Here is a 15,376-nt window from a genome sequence, read left to right as displayed (position 1 = left end):
GTTACTGATGGCTAAACAATCCATGAAAGCACGCGAAGTAAAACGCGTGAAATTAGCTGATAAATTCTTCGCAAAACGCGCTGAACTTAAAACCATCATCTCCGACGTTAATGCTTCTGATGAAAAGCGTTGGGATGCGGTTCTCAAGCTGCAGACTCTGCCGCGTGATTCCAGCCCGTCTCGTCAGCGTAACCGCTGCCGCCAAACTGGTCGTCCGCACGCTTTCCTGCGGAAATTCGGGTTGAGCCGTATCAAGGTCCGTGAAGCCGCCATGCGCGGTGAAATCCCGGGTCTGAGAAAGGCTAGCTGGTAAATTGTCACCAATTGAATCACGGGAGTAAAGACAGATGAGCATGCAAGATCCGATCGCGGATATGCTGACCCGTATCCGTAACGGTCAAACCGCGAACAAAACCGCGGTCTCCATGCCTTCCTCCAAGCTTAAAGTGGCAATTGCCAACTTGCTGAAAGAAGAAGGCTTTATCGAAGATTATAAAGTTGAAGGCGACACCAAGCCGACGCTGGAACTGGTACTGAAGTACTTCCAGGGTAAGCCGGTGGTAGAAAGCATTCAGCGTATCAGCCGCCCCGGCCTGCGTATCTATAAGAAAAAAGATGCGTTGCCGAAAGTTATGGCAGGCATGAGTATCGCGGTTATTTCTACCTCTAAAGGTGTAATGACTGATCGTGCGGCTCGCCAGGCTGGTCTTGGTGGCGAGATTATCTGCTACGTAGCGTAATTGGGAGGAAAGAATGTCTCGTGTTGCTAAAGCACCCGTCGTCATTCCTGCCGGCGTAGAGGTAAAACTCAACGGTCAGGTTATTTCGATTAAGGGTAAAAACGGCGAGCTGACTCGTACTATCCACGAAGCTGTTGACGTTCAGCATGCTGACAACCAGCTGTCCTTTGCTCCGCGCGAAGGTCATGCCAACGGTTGGGCACTTGCAGGAAACACGCGTGCGCTGCTGAACGGCATGGTGATTGGTGTGACCGACGGCTTCACTAAAAAGCTACAGCTGGTAGGCGTAGGTTACCGTGCTGCAGTGAAAGGTAATGTAGTGAATTTGTCTCTGGGCTTTTCTCACCCCATCGACCATCAACTGCCGGCAGGTATCACCGCAGAATGCCCGAGCCAAACTGAAATCGTGCTGAAAGGCGCTGATAAGCAGATTATTGGCCAGGTTGCGGCAGATCTGCGTGCCTATCGTCGTCCTGAGCCTTACAAGGTCAAGGGTGTTCGTTACGCCGACGAAGTCGTGCGTACCAAAGAGGCTAAGAAGAAGTAAGGTAACACTATGGATAAGAAAGCAGCTCGTATCCGTCGTGCGACCAGCGCACGCCGCAAGCTCCAGGAATTGGGTGCAACCCGTCTGGTGGTACATCGTACCCCGCGTCATATTTACGCACAGGTTATTGCACCAAACGGTTCTGAAGTCCTGGTAGCCGCGTCTACGGTAGAAAAAGCTATCGTAGAGCAATTAAAGGGTACCGGTAACAAAGATGCCGCCGCCGTCGTAGGTAAAACTATCGCCGAGCGCGCGCTGGAAAAAGGCATTAAAGATGTGTCCTTTGACCGTTCCGGGTTTCAATATCATGGTCGAGTCCAGGCACTGGCAGATGCTGCCCGTGAAGCTGGCCTTCAGTTCTAAGGTAGAGGTGTAAGATGGCACATATCGAAAAACAAGCTGGCGAACTGCAGGAAAAGCTGATCGCGGTAAACCGCGTATCTAAAACCGTAAAAGGTGGCCGTATTTTCAGCTTTACCGCACTGACGGTTGTCGGTGATGGTAACGGTCGCGTGGGTTTTGGCTACGGCAAAGCACGCGAAGTTCCGGCAGCGATCCAGAAAGCGATGGAAAAAGCCCGTCGCAACATGATGAATGTCGCGCTGAACAGCGGCACCCTGCAGCACCCGATCAAAGGTGCGCATACGGGTTCTCGCGTGTTCATGCAGCCGGCTTCCCAAGGTACCGGTATTATCGCCGGTGGTGCAATGCGCGCCGTCCTGGAAGTCGCAGGGGTTCACAACGTACTGGCAAAAGCCTATGGTTCCACCAACCCGATCAACGTGGTTCGTGCAACTATCGATGCTCTTGGCAATATGAAGTCTCCTGAAATGGTCGCTGCCAAGCGTGGTAAATCCGTTGAAGAAATTCTGGGGTAACTGACCATGGCACAGACTATTAAAATCACTCAGACTCGCAGTTCCATCGGTCGTCTGCCGAAACACAAGGCAACTCTGGTTGGCTTGGGCCTGCGTCGCATTGGTCACACCGTAGAGCGTGAAGATACGCCCGCTGTACGCGGTATGGTCAATTTGGTTTCCTATATGGTCAAAGTTGAGGAGTAAGAGATGCGTTTAAATACTCTGTCTCCGGCTGAGGGTTCCAAACACGTTCCGAAACGTGCAGGTCGCGGTATTGCTTCTGGCTTGGGCAAAACCGGCGGTCGCGGTCACAAAGGTCAGAAGTCTCGTTCTGGCGGTGGCATACGTCGCGGGTTTGAAGGCGGCCAGATGCCTTTGTACCGTCGCTTGCCGAAATTCGGCTTTACGTCGCGCGAATCTATGGTCACGGCGGAAGTTCGCCTGTCCGAATTAGCGAACGTTGAAGGCGATGTGGTCGATCTGAACACGCTGAAAGCCGCTAACATTGTTGGCATCCAGACTGAATTCGCCAAAATCATGCTGTCCGGCGAAGTCAAACGTGCGGTAACCGTACGTGGCCTGCGTGTTAGCAAAGGCGCGCGTGCCGCGATCGAAGCTGCCGGCGGTACAATTGAGGAATAAGTAGCAGATGGCTAAACAACCGGGATTAGATTTTCAAAGCGCCAAAGGCGGACTGGGTGAACTGAAACGCAGACTTTTGTTTGTTATCGGGGCGCTTATTGTCTTCCGCATCGGCTCTTTTATTCCGATCCCTGGTATTGATGCCACCGTACTTGCGAAATTGCTTGAACAACAGCGCGGCACCATCATTGAAATGTTTAACATGTTCTCTGGTGGTGCGCTGAGCCGTGCTTCTATCTTCGCCTTGGGGATCATGCCGTATATTTCGGCGTCGATCATCATTCAGCTGCTGACGGTGGTTCACCCGGCGCTGGCGGAGATAAAAAAAGAGGGTGAGGCTGGCAGACGTAAAATCAGTCAGTACACCCGCTATGGCACGTTGGTGTTGGCGATATTTCAGTCAATCGGTATTGCTACCGGTTTGCCGAATATGCCTGGAATGCAAGGTCTGGTGATTAATACGGGCTTTGCGTTTTACTTTACTGCGGTAGTGAGCCTGGTATGCGGAACAATGTTCCTGATGTGGCTGGGTGAGCAGATTACTGAACGGGGTATCGGCAACGGTATCTCCATCATTATCTTCGCGGGTATCGTAGCGGGCTTGCCGCCTGCCATCGGCCACACTATCGAGCAAGCTCGACAAGGCGACATGCACTTCCTCGTGTTGCTATTGGTTGCAGTTCTGGTGTTTGCGGTGACGTTTTTCGTGGTGTTCGTTGAACGTGGTCAGCGTCGTATTGTCGTTAACTACGCCAAGCGTCAGCAGGGACGTCGTGTTTATGCAGCCCAGAGCACGCATTTGCCGCTGAAAGTGAACATGGCCGGGGTTATCCCGGCAATTTTCGCCTCCAGTATCATTCTGTTTCCGGCCACGATCGCATCCTGGTTCGGAGGCGGCACAGGTTGGGGCTGGCTGACTGCGATTTCGCTCTATTTGCAGCCTGGTCAACCGCTTTATGTGCTATTATATGCGGCTGCAATCATATTCTTCTGTTTCTTTTACACGGCGTTGGTGTTCAACCCGCGCGAGACAGCGGATAACCTGAAGAAGTCCGGTGCATTTGTACCAGGCATTCGTCCGGGAGAGCAAACGGCAAGGTATATTGATAAGGTGATGACCCGCCTGACGCTGGTCGGCGCCATGTACATTACCTTTATCTGCCTAATCCCGGAGTTCATGCGTGACGCAATGAAAGTCCCCTTCTATTTTGGGGGCACGTCTTTATTGATCGTCGTTGTGGTTATCATGGACTTTATGGCTCAAGTGCAGACTCTGATGATGTCGAGTCAATACGAGTCCGCATTGAAGAAAGCAAACCTGAAAGGCTATAACCGCTAATTCGGGAAGCTGGGAAGTTACGGAGAGTAAAAATGAAAGTTCGTGCTTCCGTCAAGAAATTATGTCGTAACTGCAAAATCGTTAAGCGTAACGGTGTCGTTCGTGTGATTTGCAGCGCTGAGCCTAAGCATAAACAACGCCAAGGCTAATATTTCCGGCATTTTTTTCTTGCAAAGTTGGGTTGAGCTGGCTAGATTAGCCAGCCAATCTTTTGTATGTCGCTGCAACATTGTTTGAGTATCCTGAAAACGGGCTTTTCAGAATGGTGTTGCCGTTAAAAATTCTAGGAGTGCATAGTGGCCCGTATAGCAGGCATTAACATTCCTGATCATAAACATACCGTTATTGCCCTAACGTCAATCTACGGTATCGGCAAAACCCGCTCGCAGCACATCTGCGCGGCTACGGGTATTGCTGAACATGTTAAGATCAGTGAACTGTCTGAAGAGCAGATTGACACGCTGCGTGAAGCAGTTGCCAAGTTTGTTGTCGAAGGCGATCTGCGCCGTGAAGTCACCCTGAGTATCAAGCGTCTGATGGACCTTGGTACCTATCGTGGTTTGCGTCATCGTCGTGGTCTTCCGGTTCGCGGTCAGCGTACCAAGACCAATGCCCGTACCCGTAAGGGTCCGCGCAAACCGATCATGAAATAATCGGGGTGAGTAAATAATGGCTAAGGCACCTATTCGTGCACGTAAGCGTGTTAAAAAACAAGTTTCAGATGGTGTGGCTCATATCCATGCGTCTTTCAACAATACCATCGTCACTATTACCGATCGTCAGGGTAATGCGTTGGGTTGGGCGACCGCCGGTGGTTCCGGTTTCCGTGGTTCTCGTAAGTCTACTCCTTTCGCCGCACAGGTCGCAGCAGAACGTTGCGCCGAAGCCGTGAAAGAATATGGCATCAAGAATCTGGAAGTTATGGTTAAAGGACCAGGTCCAGGCCGCGAGTCTACCGTCCGCGCGTTAAACGCGGCTGGTTTCCGCATCACGAACATTACTGATGTGACTCCGATCCCCCATAACGGTTGTCGTCCGCCTAAAAAGCGCCGCGTATAACGCCGCTTTTAGGTTAGTTGGAGAAAGAAAATGGCAAGATATTTGGGTCCTAAGCTCAAGCTGATCCGTCGTGAGGGCACAGACCTTTTCCTGAAGTCTGGTGCGCGCGCGATCGATTCAAAGTGCAAAATTGAGCAACCGCCCGGTCAGCACGGTGCGCGTAAACCGCGTCTGTCTGATTACGGCGTACAGTTGCGTGAAAAACAAAAAGTTCGTCGTATTTACGGCGTGCTGGAACGTCAATTCCGCAACTACTACAAAGAAGCAGCACGCCTGAAAGGCAATACCGGTGAAAACCTGTTGCAGTTGCTGGAAGGTCGTCTCGACAACGTTGTTTACCGCATGGGCTTTGGTGCTACCCGCGCTGAATCACGTCAGTTGGTCAGCCATAAGGCGATCATGGTGAACGGCCGCGTTGTTAACATCGCTTCTTACCAGGTTACTCCGAATGACGTTGTCAGCATCCGTGAGAAAGCGAAAAAGCAATCCCGTGTTCGTGCCTCATTGGAACTGGCTGAGCAGCGTGAAAAGCCGACCTGGCTTGAAGTCGATGCTGCTAAGATGGAAGGGGTGTTCAAACGTATTCCAGAACGTACCGATCTGTCTGCGGACATTAATGAACACCTGATCGTCGAGCTTTACTCCAAGTAAGGCTTAGTACCAAAGAGAGGACACAATGCAGGGTTCTGTGACAGAGTTTCTAAAACCGCGCCTGGTAGATATAGAGCAAGTCAGTTCGACGCACGCCAAGGTGACCCTTGAGCCCTTAGAGCGCGGCTTTGGCCATACTCTGGGTAACGCACTGCGCCGTATTCTGCTTTCATCGATGCCGGGTTGCGCGGTGACCGAGGTTGAGATTGATGGTGTACTGCACGAGTACAGCACCAAAGAAGGTGTACAGGAAGACATCCTGGAGATTCTGCTCAACCTGAAAGGGCTGGCGGTGAGAGTTCAAGGTAAAGATGACGTTATCTTGACCCTGAATAAATCTGGCATTGGCCCTGTGACCGCAGCCGACATCACCCATGATGGGGATGTCGAAATCGTCAAACCGCAGCATGTCCTGTGCCACCTGACCGATGAAAACGCCGCTATCAGCATGCGTATCAAGGTTCAGCGTGGACGTGGTTATGTTCCGGCTTCTGCCCGAATTTATTCGGAAGAAGATGAGCGCCCGATCGGCCGTCTGCTGGTAGACGCATGCTATAGCCCTGTAGAGCGTATTGCCTACAATGTGGAAGCAGCGCGCGTTGAGCAGCGTACCGACCTGGACAAGCTGGTTATCGAAATGGAAACCAATGGCACGATCGATCCTGAAGAGGCGATCCGCCGTGCGGCAACCATTCTGGCTGAACAACTGGGAGCTTTCGTTGACTTACGTGATGTACGTCAGCCTGAAGTGAAAGAAGAGAAACCAGAATTCGATCCGATCCTGCTGCGCCCCGTTGACGATCTGGAATTGACTGTCCGCTCTGCTAACTGCCTCAAGGCAGAAGCTATCCACTACATCGGTGATCTGGTACAGCGCACCGAGGTTGAGTTGCTGAAAACGCCCAACCTTGGTAAAAAATCTCTTACCGAGATCAAAGACGTGTTGGCTTCCCGTGGGTTGTCTCTTGGCATGCGCCTTGAGAATTGGCCTCCGGCAAGTATCGCTGATGAATAACCCGATCACAGGTTAAGGTTTTACTGAGAAGGATAAGGTCATGCGCCATCGTAAGAGTGGTCGTCAACTGAACCGTAACAGCAGCCATCGCCAGGCTATGTTCCGTAACATGGCCGGCTCTTTGGTTCGTCATGAAATCATCAAGACGACCCTGCCGAAAGCGAAAGAGCTGCGCCACGTTGTTGAACCGCTGATTACACTTGCCAAGACCGACAGCGTAGCAAATCGTCGTCTGGCATTCGCCCGCACTCGTGATAACGAGATCGTGGCAAAACTGTTTAACGAGCTGGGCCCGCGTTTCGCGAGCCGCGCCGGTGGTTACACTCGCATTCTGAAGTGTGGCTTCCGTACAGGCGACAACGCGCCGATGGCATACATCGAACTCGTTGATCGTTGATCGCGCTGAAGCAACAGCTCCAGCAGCGGAAGCAACCGTAGAGTAATCTGCCGTTGTGCAAGCTTGTAAAAAACCGGGCCAGGGCCGGTTTTTTTATGTCCGTCGTTGACTGCTACGGATGCGATTAAGCCTACGATTGTCGCCAGTTGCATCACTGACAATCGCCTTTGCTTACCCAAAGTCGCCTGTGATGTCGTTATGCTGTGGTAAAATCGGCTACCCTTACCTGGACGTCGATTGTCACGCGCTTGTGTCATTTGACACTACGCTAACGAACTAAGACGGTTATGCTCGCCCGCCATTGCCACCATCGGCCACACGTGGCTCCAGGGCCGCCACATTTTACCAAGGCTGCCACATTACTCCATGGCCGCCGCACAGCTCTTAGGTCGTCACGCTGCGCTAATATCTACGGCCTCTACACTGCACTAAGCCTGCCAAACTGCTTTAGAATCGTCACACAACGCTAAGTCTGCCATGCGTCGACGTCGCGCCGCCGCTCGCATTTACCCTCTGCTTTAGGGGTTGTTTTACCACGTGGGGCACGTAACGGGTATTATGCCTTGCCAATCCGGGCGGCTGAGTGCCTTTGCCGGGGCCGATGGCGTCGCTGCCGGCACCAGATGTTGACGCCCCGTATCGATTCTAACGCCTCGGTGAGACTGCGCGATAACCTGTTCACCGCTGGCGCCTATTGAGATGAAACGGTATTAGCGCATACGCTATCCATTGGCGGCCTCATTTTGCGCGCGCTGCCGTAGGGCGCGGTCGTGAAGGCACCGCAGCATGGGTTTGCCAAAAACTTTTGGCTTGTCAAAAGCGCAAAACCAATAATGCCCTAAAGTGTTGAGCGATAATATTTCCACTTAGCCATTGGCTGATAACTTATTGCGCTGTATTAATAATCAAATGCAAATATTGATGTACTTATTAAGTACAGACAATAAATGTTATTCATAGTGGTGGGAATTGCTTTTTTGTTGATGAAAAAATGATTTTGAAGCTGATGTATTTAACATAATACTATGCTCCAGAAGTCTGTAACACAATGAAATGAGGGAGGTAAGCATGCCAGTATCAGGCGTTTCGACTTCAGTAGGCAGTTATCCGGCACCGACAATGGCGTCGTCGGCACATATAGTCACGGATTTGAAGAGTAAAATTTATAACGGAGACAGACAAGGCTTTATCGCTGCACTGCAGAACGCTATTGCTGCCGGTATAAACATTGATGTCGAAATTGATAGCGATAGAAATACGCCGCTTAGCTATGCCTTAAACCAAAGTCAGTTGAGCATCGCCGAATCTCTGCTGGAAATGGGTGCCGATCATACCGTGACCGATGATCGCGGAAACACGGCGCTAATGATGTTAATTCATCATTATGGAGAAAACGGATACAACGGTGAAACGACGCCCGATACTTTTCTCGCACTGGCTACGAAGTTAATAAATTATGAGGCAGATATTAATCGTTCTAATAAACGAAATGAAACGGCGGCCATGATGGCTTTAACCTCTAACAAGGGTGACGACGTCGCCATGTCGCTGTTGACGCTTATGAAGCACAAGGGCATAAAGCTTTATCAATACGATGCTGACGGTCATTCGTTAATGAGTAAGGCAATAACCTTTACCAATGGCACAGATGTGGTGAAAAAAATAATCGATATGGGTTTTAATGTGAACGACTTTTCAACATTGGGTCATCCTGATCTTGCCCCGCCATCTCCGTACAGCTTTTGTATCTTAAGTTAACGAAGCCCGCTGCCGCAAGGTTTCGCAGGGCTGTTCTCGCATCCGGTTTTGGCATGAACGATATAGTCTTCCTTCATCGTCTTCACGAACCGTTCGGCCATGCCATTGCTCTGCGGGCTGCTCACCGCTGTTGTGCAGGGCTCCAGATCCAGTTCTCTGGCGAACCTCTGCGTTTCATGCGCGGTATACGCTGAACCGTTGTCTGTCAACCACTGCACCGCTGTATCGGGTAACCTGTCGCCGAAGCGCTTTTCTACCGACATCAGCATCACATCCTGCACGGTCGAACTGTCGTAGCCTCCAGTGCTCGCAGACCAGTCTATGGCCTCTCTGTCGCAGCAGTCCAGTGCGAACGTGACCCGCAGTTTTTCACCGTTGTCGCAGCCGAACTCGAAGCCATCTGAACACCAGCGCATATCGCTTTCTGCCACCGCGATCCTGCCCTTATGCTCACGCCTCGGCCGCTCTGGTTTTCAATGTAATAACAGCAGGTTATGCTCACACATGATCCTGTAAAGTCGTTTCGCATTTACCGGCGGCAGTCCCTCTGCGCGACGTTGTTTACGCAGGATTCCCCACACCCGCCGATAGCCGTAGCTGGGCATATCGCTGATGATGTCGAGGATGTCCGACAGTATTTCAGCGTCTGCTTCGTCATTACGCCGGTTACAGCGCCTGTCCTGCCAGTCGGCAGAACGCTTAATCCGCAGTGACAGCGGCGCACGCGACACGCTCATGGCGCGGCTGACCTGTGCTATTCCCCGGCCTTTGGCAACAAGGGCGCGTGCGCTATCCATTTTCGTGACTGGCCGTACTCCACGGCTTCTTTTAGGATCCCAGAAGGCGCTGGAGCTCCCGGACCTGCTTCAATGCAGCTGCAAGCTCAGAGGCAGGAACAACGTCCTCCCCGGCGGTGAGGCTTCCTTCCTGATATTGCTTTTTCCACTTAAACAGCAGGCTGGGCTGGATACCGTGCAGTCGTGCGAGATGGGAGACATTCATGCCGGGCTCCATCCTCTGCTGAATAATGGCCATTTTTTCCTGAGGAGTTTTACGTTTACGGACTTCTTGACCTAACGGGATCCCGGTCATATCAAAATTGGCGTTAGTGTTAGACATATATTTAAGCCTATCTCTTATCTGGAGATACAGCTACTGTCTGGTGTTTCAGGGGGCTAAATCAAACATTGGGTCATCCCCATATAGAAAGGCTGTTAGGGGATAAGGAATCAATCGCCTATCATCAGTTCCAATACACGCCTTTATATTTTGCTATTGTGAAAAATGATTATCATAAAGTAAAACTGTTGCTGGATGAAGGTGCCAATGAAGAGGGTATCTCCATGTGGGATATAAATGGTGTAGGGGGACGTAAGGCCATTACTCCGCTCAGGCTGGCGGAAAAAATAGGAAACCAAAATATAGTAAAGCTACTAATAGAACATGGCTTCAAAGACAGCTGGTCGGCCTCAAGATGGTTTTCCTGCGACAGTGACGATAGTAGCACGGTTTCATTAGATGACATTGAAGATTATCAAGATCTTATTGTCGATAGTAGCGACAGTGATTAACCTGTCGCCTCAAGCAAATCGCCGTTTATGATCTCATGCGATTACTGACTTGGTAATTGACCGGCTAATGGCGTGGTTGACGGTCGCCGTTCGCCTCGTTGCAACTGGTTTGCTAGTTACGCACCGCCGAAATGTCACTAGAATTTACCTAACGCGTTGACATTTAGGTTGACGTAATGCTGCGTTACCGTGTTGCTGCGCTGCGACATAGTGTCGAGGTGCCGCTAGGGTTGCCGGCCATGGATGATAAAGATTCCAAGCGCATTAATGCAACCGTCACCGAAACAACGGCACCGGGGAGTGAATCTGTAGCTAATGGGTCAGATTAAATACTATTGGTCATGGGTGTGTGTATTGGCGTCCATCCTTAAGAAGGACGGCATCGACTAAAAATGACCGGCGCGCCGTCTTGGGTGATGGCGGTGTTGTATTTTATCTTATTTTCAAATGAGCGAGATGCCTGATTTGTCATGGCATCAATAAACCCTTTTTTTCGCTTCGGTAAATGAAGTCATACGCTATAATTAAATGCTCAACAAGGTTTTCCAATGAAATTAAGAAATTGGCTTCCCGCTGAGATGTCATTTTTTGTCTCTTGCCACATCGTTCAATTCCTCTTGTAAGATATTGTAGTCTCTTTCGACCAAGCGCATATGTTTTAAGGCTAGCTTTTTGTCCTTTTCAGAAACAGTGGCTGTCATTTCAGAACGCATCTTCTCAAGATTTCGACTATGAAGATATTTGTAATGATTAGATGATTTATCCCCCTGAAACACCAGACAGTAGCTGTATCTCCAGATAAGAGATAGGCTTGAATATATGTCTAACACTAACGCCAATTTTGATATGACCGGGATCCCGTTAGGTCAAGAAGTCCGTAAACGTAAAACTCCTCAGGAAAAAATGGCCATTATTCAGCAGACGATGGAGCCCGGCATAAATTTCTCCCATCTCGCACGACTGCACGGTATCCAGCCCAGCCTGCTGTTTAAGTGGAAAAAGCAATATCAGGAATGCAGCCTCACTGCCGGGGAGGACGTTGTTCCTGCCTCTGAGCTTGCAGCTGCATTGAAGCAGGTCCGGGAGCTCCAGCGCCTTCTGGGATCCTAAAAGAAGCCGTGGAGTACGGCCAGTCACGAAAATAGATAGCGCACGCGCCCTTGTTGCCAAAGGCCGGGGTCATGTGTGAGCATAACCTGCTGTTATTACATTGAAAACCAGAGCGGCCGAGGCGTGAGCATAAGGGCAGGATCGCGGTGGCAGAAAGCGATATTCGCTGGTGTTCAGATGGCTTCGAGTTCGGCTGCGACAACGGTGAAAAACTGCGGGTCACGTTCGCACTGGACTGCTGCGACAGAGAGGCCATAGACTGGGCTGCGAGCACTGGAGGCTACGACAGTTCGACCGTGCAGGATGTGATGCTGAGGTCGGTAGAAAAGCGCTTCGGCGACAGGTTACCCGATACAGCGGTGCAGTGGTTGACAGACAACGGTTCAGCGTATACCGCGCATGAAACGCAGAGGTTCGCCAGAGAACTGGATCTGGAGCCCTGCACAACAGCGGTGAGCAGCCCGCAGAGCAATGGCATGGCCGAACGGTTCGTGAAGACGATGAAGGAAGACTATATCGAGTTCATGCCAAAACCGGATGCGAGAACAGCCCTGCGAAACCTTGCAGCAGCTTTCACGCATTACAATGAAAACCATCCGCACAGCGCGCTGGGATATCACTCTCCGAGAGAATACCGGCGGCAGCGGGCTTCGTTAACTTAAGATACAAAAGCTGTACGGAGATGGCGGGGCAAGATCAATTTGTAATGATTAGAAGACCTTATCGCAGGTCGATTAGCTATATCCTTTAAATTCCCCATCAAATTCTTGAGACTGTTATAAATCGCTTTGTCAATTATTTTGCTACTTTGGCGGGTTACCACGTTGTCGACGCTGGGGGGTGTGGTTGTCGGTGATGCATTACCATCCATGGGGTTTCCTCCTGATACAAGTTGTGGCTATGCGTAGTTAAAACTATTTGTATTAAGGCTATGATTGAGAAGTTAAACGATAACCTAATCAATCTGGTTATATTAAAATAAATTGCTGATATTGTCCTGCTCTTAACCGGAATGAATATATTGATTTATCTATCGACGATTAGCACTTTCAATAAAATACTTTGTTAAAAATATCATTGCCAGGGTAAATGACTATTTAAAAGCCTATAACTTAGTTATGTAATTTTATGGTGGAACGCCGGTTGGATTTAATGACTTGCTATTCCGCTCTGGCTGATATTATTTTATGATGCCTGAATTAATGATGGTTATATTAAGCGTGTGCCCGTGTCATCCGGCAAGAACGCATATTGGTTCCGTTGATGAAAGGGGAGCCTGAGCTCCCCTAAGGTGACATTTTTAGAAATGGTAATTGGCTGAAAGGCTGAAGTTACGCGGCGCGCCGTAAACAATGGTATTAGACACGCTGGTATCGTAAGTTTTGTCGAACAGGTTATGGATATTGGCTTGAACTGACAGATTCTTGGTCAACTGGTAGCGGCTGAAAAGATCTACCAGCGCATAGCTGCCCTGTTCCGCACGCCAGGTACCATAGGCGGTAGAAATATCCTGGTACACGTGGTTCTGCCAATTGACCCCGCCGCCCACCGTCAGATCCGGCGCCACCGGCAGACGATAGCTGGTGAACAGTTTCACCGTGGTTCGCGGTAGCTCCGGGCTCACTGCTTTATCATCATTATCGGTGGCGACATACCGGGTGGCGCCGAAGGTCATTTGCCAATTATCGGTTATTGCCCCATTAATCTAGAATTCCACCCCTTTGCTTACGGTAGCGTCCACGCCACGATAGGCAGTATCGGTGGAGCCTTGGATAATCTGACCGGTGCTTTGCGCGACGTTATCCTGCTCAATGCGGAAGACGGATAAGGTGGTGGTCAGGCGGCTGCCCATCCAGTCTGATTTCACCCCGATCTCATAGTTGTTACCGGTGATAGGCGCGAGGTATTTACCCGAGCTGTCCCGATAATTTTGCGGCTGAAAAATGGAGGTATAGCTGGCGTAGGCCGACCAGTTTTCGTCAATGTCATACACCAGCCAGGCGTAAGGCGTGGTGTGATTTTTCTCCATGCTGTAGGTCAAAGCATCGACGCGCCAGTTGGTGTAGCGGGCGCCAATGATAAGGTTCAGCGGATCGGCAAGAGAAATGCGGATCGCTGCGTACAGCGATTTCATGTAGGTTTTGTCATATTGGGCGACGGTTTGTTGGCCCCAGTCGGTTTACGGGAAATCATCGTTATAGTCGTAAAAGCTGCCCACTTCGTCTGGGAAGATATTTGCCCAGGTGTTCAGGTAACGGTTGGTTTGTCGGCTGTAGCTGCCCCCTAACATCAGGGTATGTTGACGTCATAACAGCTCATATTTGCCGTCGGTAAACAAATCCAGCGAGTCTACCTTGCGCTCGCCGGTATTCCAGCCCGTCCAGCCCACATAATCATAGCCGGGCCCATAATTGCCATAGGGGCCGACTAGTTGACCGGTTTCTTTATTGACGACCGCATCCAGATACATCATCTGGCTATCAAATTTGGTATTGGTGTGGGTGGCGTTCAGCGTCGCTTGCCAATTCTCGGCAAAGCGCTGCGTTAACGTGACAAAAAACTTATTGATTTCTTTATCGTTGTACGCCCAATCTGGCGCGGTGCTGTGTGAGCGATCATAATGTCTGACGCTGCCATCGCTATTCCAGCGCGGCAAGCCTGCCCAGGTCGGGCTATTGGTATCAATGCGCTGATATTCGTAACCGGCCGCAAGGGTGGTGGAGTCGCTCAGGTCGGCATCGATGATCCCTGAGAAGAAGGTCTTTTTATTGTTATAGCGATCGAGCCAGGAATCATTATCCTGATACCCGGCCACGACACGGGCGCGGACATTGCCTCTTTCCGTCAGCGGGCTTTGCAGATCGGCCACATAACGTTGTTTGTCCCAGCTGCCATATTCGGCGCTAAGATCGCCTTTGAATTCTCGACTGGTCGCATGTTTGCGTACCATATTGATCGACGCAGAGGGGTTGCCAGTCCCCGTCATCAACCCATTTGCACCCCGCACGACTTCTACCCGATCATACAGTGCAGTATCACTTTAGGAATCACCCAGATTACAGCGTGACTCAAAGTAGGTAGGAATGCCATCGACCATGTAGTTGTCGATGAGAAAACCGCGTGAGTAATAAAGGTCGCGATCGGAGCCCGACTGGTTTCTACTAATCCCGGTGGTGTAGGTCATCACATCACCCAGCGACTGGAGTTGCTGATCTTCCATGCGCTGTTGGCTGATAATGCTGACCGATTGCGGGATATCGCGCAGTACCATCGGCATTTTAGTGCCGCTGGTGGTAGTGGGCACGCTGTAATCTTGATTCTGGCTGTCCGCCGCCGCGCCGGCGTCTGCGTTTCCCGTGACTACGATGGTGTCATCGGTGCTAGCGGTCGCAGTGGTGGCGGCAAGGACGGCGCTGGGCATCAATGCCAAGGCAATGGCGGCGGCCAAGAACGATGGCCCGCGCCCCACTGATGAATCATTGGCGGCAAGCATTACATCTCCTATCTCATTTGTTATCGTCGTTCGGCATCAAGGTGATGCCTAGCCAGAATTATGTGAAATTATTTTGTTTGTAATTAATATGGATAAAACAAATTAGAAATATACTTATTTACATTACCAATGTAAACATGTGTTGCATACATTTACAGAGCTAAACAGATGCCGCGCTGACTGTAGAAGTGCCG

Annotated in this window: 15 protein-coding genes and 4 pseudogenes; 17 read left to right on the top strand and 2 right to left on the bottom strand. The window is 50.6% G+C overall.

What is annotated here, in order from left to right; translation table 11 throughout:
- The first annotated feature begins 7 nt into the window (after positions 1-7).
- The 15 genes and pseudogenes from rpsN (at position 8) to JZM24_RS05295 (ending at position 9,008) form a co-directional block, all read left to right on the top strand.
- On the top strand, positions 8-313 hold the full coding sequence (gene rpsN, locus JZM24_RS05365; RefSeq protein ID WP_215668909.1) for a 30S ribosomal protein S14: 306 nt from the start codon (positions 8-10) through the stop codon (positions 311-313).
- A 34-nt stretch (positions 314-347) separates the two neighbouring features.
- On the top strand, positions 348-740 hold the full coding sequence (gene rpsH, locus JZM24_RS05360) for a 30S ribosomal protein S8 (protein ID WP_215668907.1): 393 nt from the start codon (positions 348-350) through the stop codon (positions 738-740).
- Between the two features lie 13 nt (positions 741-753).
- A complete protein-coding gene (gene rplF / locus JZM24_RS05355) occupies positions 754-1,287 on the top strand; it encodes a 50S ribosomal protein L6 (RefSeq protein WP_215668906.1) in 534 nt (177 codons plus the stop codon).
- 9 nt (positions 1,288-1,296) lie between these two features.
- The gene (rplR, locus tag JZM24_RS05350) at positions 1,297-1,650 is read left to right on the top strand and encodes a 50S ribosomal protein L18 (protein WP_215668904.1); all 354 of its coding nucleotides are present in this window, start codon (positions 1,297-1,299) and stop codon (positions 1,648-1,650) included.
- A 14-nt stretch (positions 1,651-1,664) separates the two neighbouring features.
- Positions 1,665-2,165 carry a 30S ribosomal protein S5 gene (rpsE, locus tag JZM24_RS05345; protein WP_215668902.1) on the top strand — a complete coding sequence of 167 codons (501 nt, stop codon included), beginning with the start codon at positions 1,665-1,667 and terminating at the stop codon, positions 2,163-2,165.
- A gap of 6 nt (positions 2,166-2,171) precedes the next feature.
- Positions 2,172-2,351, top strand: coding sequence for a 50S ribosomal protein L30 (rpmD, locus tag JZM24_RS05340; protein WP_011412070.1), 180 nt, complete (start codon positions 2,172-2,174; stop codon positions 2,349-2,351).
- 3 nt (positions 2,352-2,354) lie between these two features.
- The gene (rplO, locus tag JZM24_RS05335) at positions 2,355-2,789 is read left to right on the top strand and encodes a 50S ribosomal protein L15 (protein WP_215668900.1); all 435 of its coding nucleotides are present in this window, start codon (positions 2,355-2,357) and stop codon (positions 2,787-2,789) included.
- A gap of 7 nt (positions 2,790-2,796) precedes the next feature.
- Positions 2,797-4,128 carry a preprotein translocase subunit SecY gene (secY, locus tag JZM24_RS05330; protein ID WP_215668898.1) on the top strand — a complete coding sequence of 444 codons (1,332 nt, stop codon included), beginning with the start codon at positions 2,797-2,799 and terminating at the stop codon, positions 4,126-4,128.
- A gap of 32 nt (positions 4,129-4,160) precedes the next feature.
- Positions 4,161-4,277, top strand: coding sequence for a 50S ribosomal protein L36 (gene rpmJ / locus JZM24_RS05325; RefSeq protein ID WP_002227352.1), 117 nt, complete (start codon positions 4,161-4,163; stop codon positions 4,275-4,277).
- A 147-nt stretch (positions 4,278-4,424) separates the two neighbouring features.
- Positions 4,425-4,781 carry a 30S ribosomal protein S13 gene (gene rpsM / locus JZM24_RS05320; RefSeq protein WP_215668896.1) on the top strand — a complete coding sequence of 119 codons (357 nt, stop codon included), beginning with the start codon at positions 4,425-4,427 and terminating at the stop codon, positions 4,779-4,781.
- 16 nt (positions 4,782-4,797) lie between these two features.
- Entirely contained in the window at positions 4,798-5,187 is a 390-nt protein-coding gene (gene rpsK / locus JZM24_RS05315; RefSeq protein WP_025420689.1) for a 30S ribosomal protein S11, read from the top strand.
- A gap of 30 nt (positions 5,188-5,217) precedes the next feature.
- Positions 5,218-5,838, top strand: a complete 621-nt coding sequence (rpsD, locus tag JZM24_RS05310) for a 30S ribosomal protein S4 (RefSeq protein ID WP_215668894.1) — start codon at positions 5,218-5,220, stop codon at positions 5,836-5,838.
- A gap of 25 nt (positions 5,839-5,863) precedes the next feature.
- Positions 5,864-6,853 carry a DNA-directed RNA polymerase subunit alpha gene (locus JZM24_RS05305; RefSeq protein ID WP_215668892.1) on the top strand — a complete coding sequence of 330 codons (990 nt, stop codon included), beginning with the start codon at positions 5,864-5,866 and terminating at the stop codon, positions 6,851-6,853.
- 40 nt (positions 6,854-6,893) lie between these two features.
- A pseudogene (rplQ, locus tag JZM24_RS05300) lies at positions 6,894-7,296 on the top strand (50S ribosomal protein L17).
- 1,022 nt (positions 7,297-8,318) lie between these two features.
- Positions 8,319-9,008, top strand: a complete 690-nt coding sequence (locus JZM24_RS05295) for an ankyrin repeat domain-containing protein (protein ID WP_215668886.1) — start codon at positions 8,319-8,321, stop codon at positions 9,006-9,008.
- Positions 9,009-9,015: 7 nt separating this feature from the next.
- Here JZM24_RS05295 and JZM24_RS05290 read toward each other — a convergent pair.
- Positions 9,016-10,100 (bottom strand): annotated as a pseudogene (locus JZM24_RS05290) (IS3 family transposase); the annotation flags it as partial.
- 95 nt (positions 10,101-10,195) lie between these two features.
- Here JZM24_RS05290 and JZM24_RS05285 point away from each other — a divergent pair.
- Complete coding sequence (locus JZM24_RS05285; protein WP_215668885.1) at positions 10,196-10,579, top strand: ankyrin repeat domain-containing protein; 384 nt, start codon at positions 10,196-10,198, stop codon at positions 10,577-10,579.
- Positions 10,580-11,425: 846 nt separating this feature from the next.
- Positions 11,426-12,351: pseudogene (locus tag JZM24_RS05280) on the top strand (IS3 family transposase).
- A 638-nt stretch (positions 12,352-12,989) separates the two neighbouring features.
- Here the strand turns inward: JZM24_RS05280 and fhuE are convergent.
- Positions 12,990-15,182 (bottom strand): annotated as a pseudogene (fhuE, locus tag JZM24_RS05275) (ferric-rhodotorulic acid/ferric-coprogen receptor FhuE).
- Positions 15,183-15,376 lie beyond the last annotated feature (194 nt).

Source organism: Candidatus Sodalis endolongispinus (assembly GCF_018777395.1).
Lineage (GTDB): Bacteria > Pseudomonadota > Gammaproteobacteria > Enterobacterales > Enterobacteriaceae > Sodalis_B > Sodalis_B endolongispinus.
This window is presented reverse-complemented; position numbering and strand designations above follow the sequence as displayed.

Excerpts from the sequence above, each read along its gene's own strand:
- rpsN (WP_215668909.1), top strand. The coding sequence starts at position 8 with ATGGCTAAACAATCCATGAAAGCACGCGAAGTAAAACGCGTGAAATTA.
- rpsH (WP_215668907.1), top strand. The coding sequence starts at position 348 with ATGAGCATGCAAGATCCGATCGCGGATATGCTGACCCGTATCCGTAAC.
- rplF (WP_215668906.1), top strand. The coding sequence starts at position 754 with ATGTCTCGTGTTGCTAAAGCACCCGTCGTCATTCCTGCCGGCGTAGAG.
- rplR (WP_215668904.1), top strand. The coding sequence starts at position 1,297 with ATGGATAAGAAAGCAGCTCGTATCCGTCGTGCGACCAGCGCACGCCGC.
- rpsE (WP_215668902.1), top strand. The coding sequence starts at position 1,665 with ATGGCACATATCGAAAAACAAGCTGGCGAACTGCAGGAAAAGCTGATC.
- rpmD (WP_011412070.1), top strand. The coding sequence starts at position 2,172 with ATGGCACAGACTATTAAAATCACTCAGACTCGCAGTTCCATCGGTCGT.
- rplO (WP_215668900.1), top strand. The coding sequence starts at position 2,355 with ATGCGTTTAAATACTCTGTCTCCGGCTGAGGGTTCCAAACACGTTCCG.
- secY (WP_215668898.1), top strand. The coding sequence starts at position 2,797 with ATGGCTAAACAACCGGGATTAGATTTTCAAAGCGCCAAAGGCGGACTG.
- rpmJ (WP_002227352.1), top strand. The coding sequence starts at position 4,161 with ATGAAAGTTCGTGCTTCCGTCAAGAAATTATGTCGTAACTGCAAAATC.
- rpsK (WP_025420689.1), top strand. The coding sequence starts at position 4,798 with ATGGCTAAGGCACCTATTCGTGCACGTAAGCGTGTTAAAAAACAAGTT.
- rpsD (WP_215668894.1), top strand. The coding sequence starts at position 5,218 with ATGGCAAGATATTTGGGTCCTAAGCTCAAGCTGATCCGTCGTGAGGGC.
- JZM24_RS05305 (WP_215668892.1), top strand. The coding sequence starts at position 5,864 with ATGCAGGGTTCTGTGACAGAGTTTCTAAAACCGCGCCTGGTAGATATA.
- JZM24_RS05295 (WP_215668886.1), top strand. The coding sequence starts at position 8,319 with ATGCCAGTATCAGGCGTTTCGACTTCAGTAGGCAGTTATCCGGCACCG.